The 14,337-nt window shown below is 37.5% G+C and carries 12 protein-coding genes; 6 read left to right on the forward strand and 6 right to left on the reverse strand.

From position 1 onward, the window contains the following. Nucleotides 1–104 precede the first annotated feature (104 nt). The 3 genes from ACFO3P_RS19745 to ACFO3P_RS19755 all read left to right on the forward strand — a co-directional run bounded on the left by ACFO3P_RS19745 (nucleotide 105) and on the right by ACFO3P_RS19755 (nucleotide 4,967). Nucleotides 105–734: a CBS domain-containing protein gene (locus tag ACFO3P_RS19745; protein ID WP_256706110.1), complete on the forward strand. Its 630-nt coding sequence runs from the start codon at nucleotides 105–107 to the stop codon at nucleotides 732–734. Between the two features lie 23 nt (nucleotides 735–757). Beyond that, nucleotides 758–1,570: a pyruvate, water dikinase regulatory protein gene (locus ACFO3P_RS19750; protein ID WP_256706111.1), complete on the forward strand. Its 813-nt coding sequence runs from the start codon at nucleotides 758–760 to the stop codon at nucleotides 1,568–1,570. A gap of 325 nt (nucleotides 1,571–1,895) precedes the next feature. After that, nucleotides 1,896–4,967, forward strand: coding sequence for a hybrid sensor histidine kinase/response regulator (locus tag ACFO3P_RS19755; RefSeq protein ID WP_289584634.1), 3,072 nt, complete (start codon nucleotides 1,896–1,898; stop codon nucleotides 4,965–4,967). A 90-nt stretch (nucleotides 4,968–5,057) separates the two neighbouring features. On the opposite strand, the gene ACFO3P_RS19760 is transcribed toward ACFO3P_RS19755, so the two are convergent. After that, complete coding sequence (locus ACFO3P_RS19760; RefSeq protein ID WP_289584633.1) at nucleotides 5,058–6,086, reverse strand: hypothetical protein; 1,029 nt, start codon at nucleotides 6,084–6,086, stop codon at nucleotides 5,058–5,060. 341 nt (nucleotides 6,087–6,427) lie between these two features. Between ACFO3P_RS19760 and ACFO3P_RS19765 the strand changes: the two genes are divergently transcribed. After that, on the forward strand, nucleotides 6,428–7,183 hold the full coding sequence (locus tag ACFO3P_RS19765; RefSeq protein WP_289584632.1) for an SDR family NAD(P)-dependent oxidoreductase: 756 nt from the start codon (nucleotides 6,428–6,430) through the stop codon (nucleotides 7,181–7,183). A gap of 151 nt (nucleotides 7,184–7,334) precedes the next feature. On the opposite strand, the gene ACFO3P_RS19770 is transcribed toward ACFO3P_RS19765, so the two are convergent. Beyond that, nucleotides 7,335–8,846, reverse strand: coding sequence for an SLC13 family permease (locus ACFO3P_RS19770; protein WP_193064112.1), 1,512 nt, complete (start codon nucleotides 8,844–8,846; stop codon nucleotides 7,335–7,337). Nucleotides 8,847–9,147: 301 nt separating this feature from the next. Here ACFO3P_RS19770 and ACFO3P_RS19775 point away from each other — a divergent pair, with 301 nt between their 5' ends. After that, nucleotides 9,148–9,414 carry a hypothetical protein gene (locus ACFO3P_RS19775; protein ID WP_193064111.1) on the forward strand — a complete coding sequence of 89 codons (267 nt, stop codon included), beginning with the start codon at nucleotides 9,148–9,150 and terminating at the stop codon, nucleotides 9,412–9,414. An 83-nt stretch (nucleotides 9,415–9,497) separates the two neighbouring features. Here ACFO3P_RS19775 and ACFO3P_RS19780 read toward each other — a convergent pair whose 3' ends face one another. Then, a complete protein-coding gene (locus ACFO3P_RS19780) occupies nucleotides 9,498–10,397 on the reverse strand; it encodes an alpha/beta fold hydrolase (protein ID WP_193064110.1) in 900 nt (299 codons plus the stop codon). A 481-nt stretch (nucleotides 10,398–10,878) separates the two neighbouring features. Between ACFO3P_RS19780 and ACFO3P_RS19785 the strand changes: the two genes are divergently transcribed. Next, nucleotides 10,879–11,511: a TetR/AcrR family transcriptional regulator gene (locus ACFO3P_RS19785; RefSeq protein WP_042533571.1), complete on the forward strand. Its 633-nt coding sequence runs from the start codon at nucleotides 10,879–10,881 to the stop codon at nucleotides 11,509–11,511. Nucleotides 11,512–11,607: 96 nt separating this feature from the next. Here the strand turns inward: ACFO3P_RS19785 and ACFO3P_RS19790 are convergent, their stop codons facing one another. The 3 genes from ACFO3P_RS19790 to ACFO3P_RS19800 form a co-directional block, all read right to left on the reverse strand. Further along, on the reverse strand, nucleotides 11,608–11,877 hold the full coding sequence (locus tag ACFO3P_RS19790) for a hypothetical protein (protein ID WP_042533572.1): 270 nt from the start codon (nucleotides 11,875–11,877) through the stop codon (nucleotides 11,608–11,610). Between the two features lie 477 nt (nucleotides 11,878–12,354). After that, on the reverse strand, nucleotides 12,355–13,812 hold the full coding sequence (locus ACFO3P_RS19795) for a PH domain-containing protein (protein WP_289584631.1): 1,458 nt from the start codon (nucleotides 13,810–13,812) through the stop codon (nucleotides 12,355–12,357). Beyond that, nucleotides 13,809–14,303: a PH domain-containing protein gene (locus ACFO3P_RS19800; protein WP_042533574.1), complete on the reverse strand. Its 495-nt coding sequence runs from the start codon at nucleotides 14,301–14,303 to the stop codon at nucleotides 13,809–13,811. The genes ACFO3P_RS19795 and ACFO3P_RS19800 overlap by 4 nt, the downstream gene beginning before the upstream one ends. Nucleotides 14,304–14,337 lie beyond the last annotated feature (34 nt).

The following is a 14,337-nucleotide window of genomic DNA, read 5'->3' on the forward strand; positions in this document are numbered from 1 at the left end:
TCAATACATAAATATGTGATTATTAGTTTAAAAGATTCATTAATATGTGTATAATGAAAACATAATAATAACATTGTTTGATAGCTTTATTTGGAGGTCCAAGTATGAAATTAAGTGAAAGACAAGAACAAATCATCCAATTAGTAAAAGATTATCAGCCGGTCAGCGGGGAAAAAATATCTGAGCTGTTAGATGTTTCTAGAGCTACGTTACGTTCAGATTTATCGTTTTTGACATTAGCAGGTGTTTTACAAGCTACACCTAAAATCGGCTATACGTATTCAGGTTCGGATTTAGAAGCCTTTTTCTTTTTTAAGACCTTTGATACGAAAATCGATGAAATTATGATTCCACCCTTAGTGATTAACCAAAATACATCGATTCGAGATGCCATCACTAATTTGTTTATTTATGATGTTGGTTCCCTGTACGTGGTGGATGAAGAAAAACTTCTCGTGGGTGTTTTATCCAGGAAGGATTTATTAAGGGCATCATTAAATTCAGATATTGATAATACGCCAGTTGTAGTGTGTATGACACGAATGCCGCATATTAAAGTCTGTCAAAAAAATATCAATATACTGGAAGCAGCCACTATCTTACAAGATTTTGAAGTTGATTCACTGCCAGTCGTTGAAGAAGAAAATCACAAAAAAGTGATTGGTAAAATTACGAAGTCTCGAATACTTAATTACATTACGCAGCAAGCCAGAAATGCAGAATTAAATAAATAAATAAAAGGGGATATCCATCTATTATGAAAAATGAAATCATCATCTACTCTATTTCTGATTCACTCGGAGAAACATCACAAAAGTTACTAACAGCCGTCAGTGCACAATATCCGGATTTGAATTTTAATAAAAGCTATCGCTTTCCATTAGTAAATCGAGAAGAGGAGTTATTGGGAATTTTGCGGGATGCCTTAAAGGATAAAGCGATTGTTGTTAGCACCTTAGTTAATCATCGTCTAGCTGAAACTGCCCGGAATTTCAGTCAGCAGACAGGTCTCATGTATTTAGATTTGATGCACCCATTTTTTGAAATGATTCAAGCAAGAACCGGTTCGAGACCCATTGAAGAACCTGGAACAGTTCATAAATTAGATACGGAATACTTTAACCGCATCGCAGCTATTGAATTTGCGGTGAAATATGATGATGGCAAGAACCCGCAAGGCTTTATAGATTCCGATTTAGTCTTGTTAGGTGTATCACGAACCTCAAAGACACCATTAAGTATGTATTTAGCGAATAAAGGGTATAAAGTTTCCAATTTACCTCTGATTCCGGAGGTTCCCTTACCACAGATACTGGAAGATGTAGATCCGCATAAGCTGGTGGGTTTAGTTTGCCATCCAGATAATTTATCTAGAATTAGAAGTAATCGTTTAGATTCATTAGGTTTAAATCATTCCACCAGTTATACCGATTTAGAAAAAATATATAACGAACTCGACTATTCACAACAGGTTTTCAAACGATTTGGTATTTTTACGATTGATGTGACAGATAAATCGATTGAAGAAACAGCGTATGTGATTGAAGAACATTTTAAAGAAATGGAATAAAATAATCTTTTTATGGTATGTATTAATATGAGTGACAACTGTCTTTTATAAAATAGGGAATAGGTATTTTTCATGACTTTATATTCATTCTGCAGGGTTTAATGTAGTATTATTTGCTATAATACTAGGAAAAGAGAGTATCTTGTTAATATACCATGCTTTTTATGATAGATTTTATTCTAAAAAATATAAAAGAATTGGCCAAGTCGTGAAGTGAGATGTTCTGGAATGGAGCAATCTTGCTGTCTTTCAGCACCCCTCAATGGGTGCTGATTCTTATAAAGAAGGCTGTTCTTTAACAAATAACGGCAGGGCGGTCGCTGCGATGAAAAATAAGAATACCTATACATACTTCAAGGTTTTTGCCATTTTATTATTATTTTTTACGTGCCTGATCAGTTTTCGAATTATGTGGATTAATTACCATAACAAAGGAGAGCAGCCTGTCATCACAGAGGGTGTACTTGATTTAACAGATTGGAATTTTTCTGACAAAGAGACGATTTCTTTAAATGGGGAGTGGATTTTTTACCCCAATCAATTCATAGATACACCAGCTAATTCTTCTGTAGTGAACCAAACACTGATTCAGGTTCCTGGTGATTGGCAAAATGAGCTGAGGATGGTTAATGAAAATCAGGCAAACAGCTTGGGATATGGCAGTTATTATTTGAAGGTGCTGCTGCCGGATGCGAGTCCTCCTTTTCTGGGACTTCGTCTGAATAACATACATACGGCAGTGAATATCAGGGTAAATAATCAGCTTGTAGAATCGGTGAATTACCCAACTGCCGAGAAAACGGAACAGTCACATATCCGCGGGCCGATTACCAGTCTGTTTTATGCGGATCCGGATAAGCGTGAACTAGAAATTATCTTGCAAATTTCGAATCATGAGCTTCCGTTTGCAGGTGGAGTCGATCAGACGGTTTCCTTTGGAACGGCAGAAGCTGTCAATCAGGAAACCAATCTGTCCCGCTTCCTTCAGTTAACCGTTATTATCATTCTCTTCTTGCATGCCCTGTATGCTTTTGCCATTTTCCTTATGAATAAAGGGAAGCGGCAAACCGAATTAATTTATTTTGGATTCATGTCATTCTTGATTGCTGTGGGGAATTTATTAGACGATGAAGTATTTGTTCAATTGCCATTTAGTGCAGATGTCTCCTTCCGGCTGCTGGTTGCCATCTATATTCTGGTGTTATTTGTCTTGATTAAATTTATTCAGTATTTGTATCAAATGCATCAGAAGTTTATCAAGGTGTTGGGCGTCATTGCTATCGTGATGGCGGTATTGACCTTGACCGTCTTTTCACTGGAGCATTTTACCGTTTTATCGATGCTGGTGTTTGTATATGATGCTGTTGCTATTGCTTATCTGTTTATCATTACGCTCAGGCAGATTGTCCGCGGAGATAAGAACGGGATTCTGATTTTACTCTTGATATGCAGCTATACCTCTAATGTAGTGTGGGGAGCGGCAATACAAACAGGTCAAATAGACTTTCCTTTTTATCCCTTTGATTTTTTTGTGCCCATTGTTATCATCGCTATTCTATTAATTAAACGTCATATTCAATTGACACAGCTGAGTGAAGAGCAGGCAGTGAGGTTAATTGAAGAAGATAAGAAAAAGGACCAATTCTTAGCGAATACGTCTCATGAGATTCGCAATCCTTTACATGGAATGGTGAATATTGCTCAATCAATTATTAATAAACATGGGGACAGCTTAACTCCTGAGACGGTCAATAATTTACAGCTTTTAGCTCAAATTGGCCATCGATTAACATTTACTTTAAATGATATTCTGGATATTACAAGACTAAAAGAGCGGAAGATTCCGTTACAAAAAGAGAATCTCTCATTGTATTCTATTACAGACGGTGTCATCGAGATGGTGCAGTTTACCTCTCCAAAAAAGTCCATTACCGTACATAATGAAATTGAGTTGGATTTTCCGCCTCTATATGCAGATGAAAATCGGCTGATTCGAATTTTGTTTAATCTGATTCATAATGCAGTGAAATATACAGAACGCGGCAAGGTTATTATTTCTGCTGCAGAGCAGGAAGATATGGCTGTTATTACGATTCAGGATACAGGAGCCGGGATTGCTCCGGATGCTTTGGAACGAATCTTTCTTCCTTATGAAAAACTCAGTAAGTCTGATGTGGATAGCGGGGGAATCGGATTAGGGTTAAATATCTGCAGACAATTGGTTGAGCTCCATGGCGGTGAAATGAATGTGGATTCTGAACTGGGCAAAGGAACGTCCTTTTCTTTTAGTATGCCATTAGGCTCAACAGCAGGTATGAATTTGGTACAGTCAGAGAGTGGGAAACAAGGCAGCATTTATGATGACTCTGCCATTCATACCATGGGATGGCATGATAAAAATCCCGCAACAGGCAAGCCTTTCCTGCTGGTTGTGGATGATGATCCTGTTAATTTAAAAGTAATGCAAAATCTTTTAGAACCGGATTATCAGCTACATTGTACAACGGATCCGGAGACTGTTATAGAGTGGCTGGAGAGACAATCCTATGATTTGGTCATCTCGGATGTGATGATGTCGCCATTCTCCGGCTACGAATTAACGAAACGTGTTAGAGAACGCTTTAGTCTTTCCGAATTACCTGTTCTATTATTAACAGCTCGTAACCAAACGGAGGATATTTATACTGGTTTTATATCCGGGGCAAATGATTATATCGCCAAGCCAGTTGAAGCATTAGAATTACAAGCCCGGGTCAGGGCATTAACAGACTTAAGTCATTCTGTCGATGAACAATTGCGGATGGAAGCGGCTTGGTTACAAGCTCAAATCAAACCGCATTTTATGTTTAATACTTTGAATGCCATTGCTGCCTTAAGCAATATAGATATCGACCGGATGATGAATCTGCTGAATGAATTTGGCAGATACCTTTCCAGAAGCTTCCACAGCAATAATACAAAGCCGTTAGTATCGCTGGAGGAAGAGCTGGAGTTAGTAGATTCCTATATGTATATCATGCAGCAGCGATTTATGGAGAAGCTGACCGTGCATAAGGATTTTGATGACGTTCAGGATATCTTTGTACCGCCGCTATCTATCCAGACAATTGTCGAAAATGCGATCAATCATGGGATTATCTCCCAAAATAAACCAGGTACACTTTGGCTGCAAGGGAAACAATTAGTAGATGGTTACTACATTAAAATTATCGATGATGGAGCAGGGATGGAAGCAGAGGTACTGGCCGGATTATTAAATAAAGAGGATGAAAAAGAGGGTGTGGGTTTACTGAATACGAATCAGAGATGGAAAAAGCTTTTTGGACACGGAATGAATATTAAAAGTACAGCAGGAGAGGGGACAGAGGTGACGCTGAGGATTCCTAAAAATAGATAATACAAAATAAGATAAGTCACCTCTATCGTACTGTGCAAATAGAGGTGACTTATCTTATTTTGGAGCTGTGACAGTGTTTGTGTTATTCTCTTATAACATTTGGTTATTTTCTTTTATAGTAAGCTTTCTAATGAACATAAAAATTCCTTTTCCTACTTTAAGCAGGATATACCCGGGAATCCATCCAAACAAAAGAATAATAATCTCCGTCGCAATAATAAAGATACCTAACGGCGGAATGTCGGCGAATATCCAGATAATCCATACAGGAATACTATGGCCAGCAAAGAGGACAGCGAAATAAATGAACGGGAGAAACCATTTCGTATAAGCCCTCCAAAAAACAGTAATAATCGGCAGCAGTATGTTGATACCATACACGCCAATAACAAATAATAACCCCATTTCCCAAAAGGTATTATCGTCAGCGACAGGCTGCCAGGGAAGTACAGTTAAACCAAGAATGAATGCATAAGCTAACAGAAGTATTCCTATTCGAATTTCCCATTTTCTTGTCTTTTTTCTCAATGAAACTTCAGGTTTTTTCTCATCAGGCTCCCATGGATGAAAAGGATTCTTATATATTTTTCTTCCTATTTTTTGTGGGAATTCCTCCCCGTTCCATGGCTCTCCTTTGAGCTGGTTAAAGTCCGTATGATATTTTTGACGTTCTAAAAGGGCAGGACGGAGATCATCATCTGTTTGAAACAATGGCAATCCTTTATCTTGAAAACGGGCTGCCCAATCGTAAAATTCTTCTTCATTAAAAAATTCTCTCATATAATATTGATTGTCTTTGTATTTAAAAACCATAAGTTTTCCTGCATAATACAATTTTTTATTAGAGGAAGATTCTTTGATACTATTTCCTATAATGACTTCCCAGACAGAATCAAATAAGATGGATGTTTCTTCCCTTTGTCCGGCCTTATGATCAATAGCAGTTTGGAAATACCCTTTTTCATTTAATTCATAGAAAATTTCATATCTTTCTAAGTATTTTTTCTGCTGCATAAAAAAAGCAAAAATCAGGCCGGATATAAAGCTGATAACAGCAAAAATGCTTACAAGTATCCAGTTAATAGGTTGTAAGAATAAAAAATAGATTCCGCTTCCCATGAAAATAAGACAAATAATAAAAGCAATCGTTGTTATGCGACGGAGCGCATCATTTGTTTCGGAAGGAGGCTGATTTGTATCTTTGATTGGTTTATGTAGGTTGTTTTCGATGTGGATTCCCTCCTTTGGTTCTTCTTCTAATCAGTTTATTTTATTACAGCCTATGTATGATAATATGGTACCACATCCAGATTTTGTTACAAATAAAAAAGAGATGTACAACAATGAATTTTTGAAATATATTTGAAAAATTTTTGTCTGTTTAAATATACAAAGGAGGGGAAAAAATACAAAGGAAGCAAATTTTATGATTTGTTTATTGAGTTCAAGGAGGGGTTAAGATGAGAGTGCAGGACAAAGTTACGTTGATTACTGGAGCTGGGACAGGGATTGGAAAAGAAACAGCTCATTTATTTGCAAAAGAAGGCGCAAAGCTTATTTTGACAGATGTGAATGTCGATGGTGTCAAAGAAACAGAAAAGGAAGTCAACGAGCTTGGAGCAGAAGCTATTTCGATAAAGCATGATGTCAGTAAAGAAGCGGATTGGCAAGAGGTTGTTAAAAAGGGCGTTGACCAATTTGGAACCATTGATGTTTTGTTCAACAACGCAGGGATATATATTATTAAGCCAATCACGGAAATCGAATTAGAGACATGGAATAAATTAATGAATATCAATGTGACAGGCACATTCTTAGGGATGAAGCATGTATTGCCTGTGATGCAGAAGCAAAAAAGTGGTTCAATCATTAATGCTTCCTCTGTTGCAGGACTGGGCGGAGCGCCTGGACATGCATTATACGGTGCAAGTAAAGGTGCAGTCCGTATTATGAGTAAGGACGTTGCGATGGAAGTTGCCAAGGATCAGATTCGTGTGAATTCGATTCATCCAGGTTATATTGACACACAAATGGCGGATTATGGAGCAGAGCAGCAAGGGAAGACCGCAGATGAAGTTGGGAATACTTATCCGCTTGGACGTTTAGGAAAACGGGCTGAAGTGGCAAAAACAGTGTTGTTCTTAGCATCAGATGATTCTTCGTATACGACAGGCGCCGAGTTTCCGATTGATGGCGGGTCTACCAGCTCGCTTTAGCAGCATGACTTAAGAGGAAAACCTTGAATCATAGCTCACTAAAAATAACTTAAAAGGGTTCCAATTATCCTAATTAGATAATCGGAACCCTTTTATTTTGGTTTATTATCATTAGCTGATTAGCGTACAGAGCATTGTATTTTCACTTATCTTATAAACTGAAAACAATTGGCATCCAGAAGTATACGGCAGCAGTGATGACCACAACGGATATGAGGTTCAGCCATACACCGGCTTTTGCCATGTCGGAAACTTCTAAATATCCAGCGCTGAACACTGCTGTGTTCGGCGGAGTAGCAACAGGAAGCATATAACAAGATCCTGCAGATAATGCTGCGGCTGCCATAAACGGAAGCGGATCAATTCCAATAGCAATCCCGAGGCCGACAGTCAGCGGCAGGATTAAGTTAGAGACAGCGGTATTTGAAAGAATTTCGGTAATGCTGAGTACAAACACAACAAGTAACAGTATTACAAAGATATATTGCATGCCTTGAAGCATCTGCAGGACTTCCCCGATAGAATCATTCAATCCTGATTCACTAAATGCTGTTGCGATTGACATACCGCCCCCAAAAAGAATAAGAATCCCCCAAGGCAATTCCGTCGTGTCTTTCCATTCGAGGATACGTTCAGCTTTATTTGAGCTTGGCAGGAAGAATAAGAGTGCTGCCCCAAAGATAGAAATGGTCGCATCATCCAAATTGTCAAAAAACGCACTAATACTTTCAGGCATGAATCCAATGCTGGAAACAAATGGAGAAATAATCCATAACATGACAGTAATCAGGAAGACAATTCCAACCTTTATTTCGTCCGACCTGAGCTTGCCAAGCTTATGAAGTTCATCTTTTACGAAGCTTAATGCACCATCGGCTTCTTCTGAGGATTTCACTTTAAATTTAACCTTTGTAAGATAAAAATATAAGATAACTAACAGGATAATTGCAATTGGTCCTGTGAAGAACAGCCACTCTGCAAAGGTAACTGTCCGGTCAAGCTGTGAAGATGCAATACCTGCCAAGAGCGCGTTTGGAACGGCAGATACCAGTGTGGCAAGACCGCCAATTGTAGCTGCATAGGCTACAGCGAGTAAGATGCCTTTTGAAAAAAAATCAAAGTTTTGCCCCTTAAGTATTTCTTTATCCTTTACTTCATCAATGAGTGCGATAGCCACCGGCAGCATCATCAAAGCTGTGGCAGCATTGGAAACGAACATGGAGATTCCTGCTGTGGCAATCAGAATTCCCAGGATCATCCGATTGCTTTTTGTTCCAATCATTTTAATAATATTGAGCGCAATACGCCGATGCAGATTCCACTTTTGTATGGCCAGGGCAATGACAAAACCGCCTCCATACATAAAGATGACGGAGCTGCCGTAAGCAGGTGCTACGGTATCGATATCCACACCATGAAAAGCAGGAAACAGGACAAGCGGCAATACGGAAGTTGCAGCCATTGGGACAGGTTCTGTCACCCAGAAAGTCGCGACTAGCAATGTTACTCCCAGTACTACCTTCTGTTCATGCGGTAAAACGTTTTCAGGAATAAGGAAATAAACGAGTGCAAATAATACTGGTCCCAGGATGAGTCCGACCCAGTTGCGTATTGTATAATGGGGTTTATTTTCTTGATTTTCACTATTTTCTTTGGATTCCATTGTGTGGCCCCCTATGCTTTAGTAAAGCTTGATTGTCTCTTTTTTGTGAACCTTCAATTAGTAATATTTATCCTTATAACTGGATAGAAGGCTTGCTAAATATGTAAACTCACTTCAAATATTTCAACAATACAATAGCAAATGGGTTACTGGTTTTTCTTGTAATACTATTCCCAGCAGATTTCTTGATAAAACTTGATAAAAGACAGGTTTATTATGAAATACAGTATAATAATGCTATGTTTGTAATAGAATTTGATAAAATGACATGAATAGCTTACATATGGAAAGGCGGATAATCATGGAGATTATAAAAAGATACGGGATTCTTATTCTATCCACTATCCTGACGATAGCGGGCTATTTCAAGCTGAAAACCAGCGTTAGCGGTGGGGTAGAAGGAGCAAATAATTATTTGGCCACTACTGGAGGCACGATGGATTCGGTACAATTCAATATGATTCAACAAGGGTATATTGCAACTAATATTGTTATAGGCGGAGCATTGCTTGTTATAGGGCTGGGATTTCTATGTTTCTCTGTTTATCATATTTTAAAAGGGATCTAGCTGACTTTTTAAAGTCAGCTTCTGTTTTATATCAAAGAATCAAAAATTATACTCTAAATATGAGGATATCTTACGCCTCTTTTTCAAGATAGTCTTTTATGGATTAACTCTTTTATTTCTTTAATTACTAACTGAGGCTGATCGAAATAAATATCGTGGCCAGCATCTAAAGCAAAAAGCAGTTTAGCATTTTTATAAATAGCTTGTTGCTCGATAATTAATTGATGCCAGGTTTCTTCCAATAATTCTGCCTCATCTTTTGGGATGCCGCTCTTCACATGATTTGATATACATTTTTTCTTATCCCGACCAATAATCGTTACTGGAAATGAACCGGTGAAAGGTAAGGATTTAATTGTTTCAGCATCTTTTTCCCAACTTGTAATTTCTTGAACCATGGTTTTATATAATAAAGGGTTTATATAAAATGCAATTAATTTTTCCTGAATATTTTGCGGAAGCTTTTTTTGATTTTCTGTCAAAATAGGCGCTAACTGTTTCGAAAGTTCTAAGGGAGATAATGAAGCGTATTCTATACATTTTTCAATCCATGCCGCGTCTGAATCGTTTTCGTTTAGATAGGGTAAATCTAGTTGGTCTAGTTTATACAAATCTACAGAGGTAGAATCTAATAGTAATAATCCTCTTATTTTATTTGGATATATTTTTGATAAATGCTGTGCACATAAACCGCCATAGGAATGTCCTATAAGAACGACAGGCTCGGTTATATTTAATTTCTCTAGTATCTGTATAATTTCTTTTGTAACATTTTCAGTAGACTTTTTTGTATTAGTGAACTCACTTTCACCTAGCCCTGGACGATGAAACATGATAATTTGACTGTTTTCCTCGAGAGCAGAGATAATTTCTTCCCATTCATAAAAAGGAGACCCCATTCCAGTCAAAATAAGTATTGCTGGTTTACCATTCCTTTTAGATAGAATTTCTATCTTCTTACCGTTCATGTCAATAAACTTCAAAAAATCACGTCCCTTCATAATAAAAAAATTTATTATCATTGATAATGATTCTGAAAACTTCACTAATTGACATTTCGTTTTATCTTGATACTTAAAGCAAGTTTATCATATTGGCGAAGTTTCATTTTATTTCAAAATGAATTTTTTTGATTATAAGAAGGAAGCTTTACAATTAAAATGATTTGTTAAAGAAATGTGCTTATAGAGATGTATAAGGATATAGAAGATTTCCCAAAGAATAATGTGAAGAGCAGGATATAAAAACAAGCAATTATTGATTTGAAGGATTGTAATAAGCTTTTAGATTATTCGGTAGATGAGACAAATCTGTTAGAGATGGAAAGAGCTATCAAACAATCAATCCACTTTGCAACCAAGCTGCGAATAAAGTTATCAAATCATCCCATTATTCATGACAAACCAGTAACTTATCCGATATAGTATAGATAGATATGTCTAACGTGATAAGAGGCGAGTTAAAATGGAAAACAATGAACCAAAATTAACGAAAAAACAAATCGCAATATTAGAAGCTGCAACGGATTTATTTGCAGAAAAAGGGTATGCAGGCACATCAACGAGTGAAATTGCCACGAAAGCAGAGGTGGCAGAAGGAACGATTTTTAAGCATTTTAAATCGAAAAAAGGACTGCTGATGGCGGTTGTTTCGCCAATGATGGTGAAATGGCTTGCTCCCATGATAAAAAAAGATCTGAATAAGGTGCTTGATCAGGAATTTGAATATATTCAAGATTTTATTCGGGCGATGATTGAGAATCGAAAAGAATTCATCCAAAAGAATTTGCCGATGTTAAAGATTTTAGTGCAAGAAATTCCATTTCATCCCGATTTAAAAGAAAAGTTTATTGAATATGTAGGGAATGATATTTTTGATAAACTGAGGGAAATCGTCACGTATTATCAAGACAAAGGACAGCTGGCTGACATGAAGACAGACACAATTATACGCACGGTTGCTACATCGATCTTATCGTATATTGTGGCGCGTTATGTGTTTCTTCCGGAAATAAATTGGGATGAAGAAGAGATAGAGACAGAAAGAATTATTCAAATATTGGAAAGCGGGATTATACAGAAAAACAGCGGGCAATAGGTATGCGTTTCTTTATCAAAAGATTCCTCAGACCTTCCCATTAACGGAAAGGTCAGGGGAAACTTTTTGCGTTTATTAAAATAGACAATTCGGCTATTATTTTCTGCGCTTTTCCTTTATCGGATATAAAATATAGTAAAAGATTGCCCCCGTGAAAAAGGAGAGAAAACATCCTAATAAAGATATTTGAGAGTAAAATCCGCCTTGACTCGTCTCCATTTCAAATAAACCGGAGCCAAAGATAGAAGCATGCTGAGGCAGACCTAACAGATGAAGCAATGTTAGAATGAGTGGTGCGCAAAGTATAATAAGGACATAAATCATTACAAAGCAGAAACCAGATAAGATACTTTGGAATATTTTCATGATATATCACCCTCCTTCAATACATCATTCATCGTTATTTACGGTTACCTTACTATGTTATACCCTAAAAATTATTATTTACATCATTTGTGTAGGATATGAAGGATCTGTTAGGATAAACAAAATGCCCGCATGGAAGGAAAAAGGAATACGAATATCTATTTTTTAACAGGTATCATGGCCATCATGAAACTTGCCGCTTTTCCAGAAATATATCCGTGATTTTTCCCATTCTATTTTTTGATGATAAGTATCATTTGTTTTGTCAGAAATAAAACGAAAGCTGAACAGGTTTTTTCTTATGTTTCCTTATTATTAGCAATAGGAAGCAAGGTTCTTTTTTTACTTCTTTTAAAAAGCAAAAATAGTGCTTCATGAAAGGAACAGGCGTGATTCCTCTGTCATTCTATGATGGAGGAATCACGCCTGTTTTGAGATGTAAGCAGAAGCTTTCAACTCTAAATAAATGCGGATGCACTATCTCTTTAACGTATACCATCTGCTAAAATCTTGGCACCATCCAATGGGAAGGTTGTTGATCCTTGTATACATAACAGGTCTTGCGCGATTGCTTACTACGATAGAAGCTAATCCCAGCTTTTGCTGTACGATATGACGTGTCAGCTGCAATTCCGCTATTTTAGTTCTCTTAGATAAGAAAAATTTTGTATTAAAACCGCCAGTCTTAATCTGTACAATGGAGTCGTTCACTGTATAGCGCGTCTGATAGAAATAAAGCAGTCTTGACATGATTACCAGAATGAAAATAAAGACAGAAAATATCCACCAGGGTATTTCCAAGCCTAAAAAGTCAGGTTTAACATAATAAAGCAAGCCTGTTGCAATCATCCAAACCCAGCTGGGCTTTAGCATCTGAAGCAGCCAAGCTTGTTTAGGCAAACGATTCGTTTCTGAAGTTACCTGATAAGACGGTAATATTTCTTCAATCATTGTGTATGCACGCTGTACAGGAAGAAAAGGATACAGTCTGTTCACTTCTGCATCTTCACTGCCTGTATTTCCTGCACAAATCAATTTTATTTCCGCAATTCCAAGAGCTCGTTTGATCCATGATTGATGTACGCTGACAGCTTGCACATTTGCTTTGGAAATACGAAAGGTAGTTCTCTCTGAAAATCCCTGTGTAACGTAAATCTTTTCGATATCAGAAGCAATTTCATATTTGCCAAATCGAAATATGGTTAACACGGTGCCGGCAGCTATCGCAATCAGTATGATCAAGATGATGGAAACGAGAATAATCCACCAGGGCCAAGCGTCCAGAATATCGGTGAACACATCTTCCGCTTGTGCGCCGAAAGAAAAGAATTGTATGAAGTTTGATAGAAGCGACCATACAATGGGAAACACAGCTATAAAACTAAAGGATGCTAAGGAAGCTTTGAAAATATCATAGGCTGTCGGCGAGAAATGAACGATAGGATCTCCCGGGAATTCTTTCTCATAGGTATTTTCTGAACGGTTCAAGCTTCTTGTTGCACGAATGTGTTTTTCCATTTCCTGTGCTTCTTTCTGTGTTAGAACATGAAAGGTTACCGTGCTATTATCTCCAGCTGTGCTCGTTTCCAACGTAAGTGAGGTCATGTTGACCATGCGATGGAATAGGGAAGCTTTCCGCCTGGTATGCTGAATTGTTGCATAGGGTATCGTTCGGCTGCTTGTTATCACGAGACGCCGGTTTAGCTGCAGATTTTCATTTCCAACTTTATATTTGCTGGTAAACCATCGAATGGGAATGGCCAAAAGAATAAGCATAAATATCAAAACGATTGCCAAACGTCCATAGGTAAACAGCCAAAAATCAGAATTTGCTCGAATAATAAATAAAAACAAGAATAAGAAGAACATGTTTTTAATCAAGCGCCAAATATCGTAGATCATAAGCAGGGGATGATACCGTTTTTCTTGATTCATGCGTCCCGCTCCTTTACATTCGCATAGGTTGCGATTTGCTGTCGCAGTTCCATGGCCTCTGTTTCATCTAAGGCGGGAATGGTATGCTTTGTTGTTATCGTGTTGACCTTCAGCTGATAAAGCTGATATTTTCTCATGAATGGTCCTTGATGAATGGATACGGATTGGATCTTCGTCATGGGTATCATCTGATGTTTTTGAAAAAGCGCTCCTGACCTTAATTGTAAAAATTCCTCACTGACCCCAAAACGCCAATGCTGATACCGTCTTTGGAGCTTGAAAGGGGTGAAGCTCATATCAATAATCGTGAACAAAATCAGCCCCATGATGATCCAAACTATCCATTCTCTCCATGAAAAATAATAGCTAAGATAGAGGAATAGACCAAGTATACCTAAACCAATTACATTCGAAAGGACTTCATTCATAAGCCAAACCTTGATACTATATTTGGATAGTTTGCGTTGTGGTGCTGGAATGTCTTTTATCAAATTAAATCACCTTTCATTTTTCCTGCTTTGTTAT

Source organism: Oceanobacillus aidingensis (genome assembly GCF_042654105.1).
Taxonomy (GTDB): Bacteria; Bacillota; Bacilli; order Bacillales; family Amphibacillaceae; genus Oceanobacillus; species Oceanobacillus oncorhynchi.

What these genes read in the sequence shown, in the direction of transcription:
- ACFO3P_RS19745 (WP_256706110.1), top strand. Translation starts at nt 105, where the DNA reads ATGAAATTAAGTGAAAGACAAGAACAAATCATCCAATTAGTAAAAGAT.
- ACFO3P_RS19750 (WP_256706111.1), top strand. Translation starts at nt 758, where the DNA reads ATGAAAAATGAAATCATCATCTACTCTATTTCTGATTCACTCGGAGAA.
- ACFO3P_RS19755 (WP_289584634.1), top strand. Translation starts at nt 1,896, where the DNA reads ATGAAAAATAAGAATACCTATACATACTTCAAGGTTTTTGCCATTTTA.
- ACFO3P_RS19760 (WP_289584633.1), bottom strand. Translation starts at nt 6,086, where the DNA reads ATGGGAAGCGGAATCTATTTTTTATTCTTACAACCTATTAACTGGATA.
- ACFO3P_RS19765 (WP_289584632.1), top strand. Translation starts at nt 6,428, where the DNA reads ATGAGAGTGCAGGACAAAGTTACGTTGATTACTGGAGCTGGGACAGGG.
- ACFO3P_RS19770 (WP_193064112.1), bottom strand. Translation starts at nt 8,846, where the DNA reads ATGGAATCCAAAGAAAATAGTGAAAATCAAGAAAATAAACCCCATTAT.
- ACFO3P_RS19775 (WP_193064111.1), top strand. Translation starts at nt 9,148, where the DNA reads ATGGAGATTATAAAAAGATACGGGATTCTTATTCTATCCACTATCCTG.
- ACFO3P_RS19785 (WP_042533571.1), top strand. Translation starts at nt 10,879, where the DNA reads ATGGAAAACAATGAACCAAAATTAACGAAAAAACAAATCGCAATATTA.
- ACFO3P_RS19790 (WP_042533572.1), bottom strand. Translation starts at nt 11,877, where the DNA reads ATGAAAATATTCCAAAGTATCTTATCTGGTTTCTGCTTTGTAATGATT.
- ACFO3P_RS19795 (WP_289584631.1), bottom strand. Translation starts at nt 13,812, where the DNA reads ATGAATCAAGAAAAACGGTATCATCCCCTGCTTATGATCTACGATATT.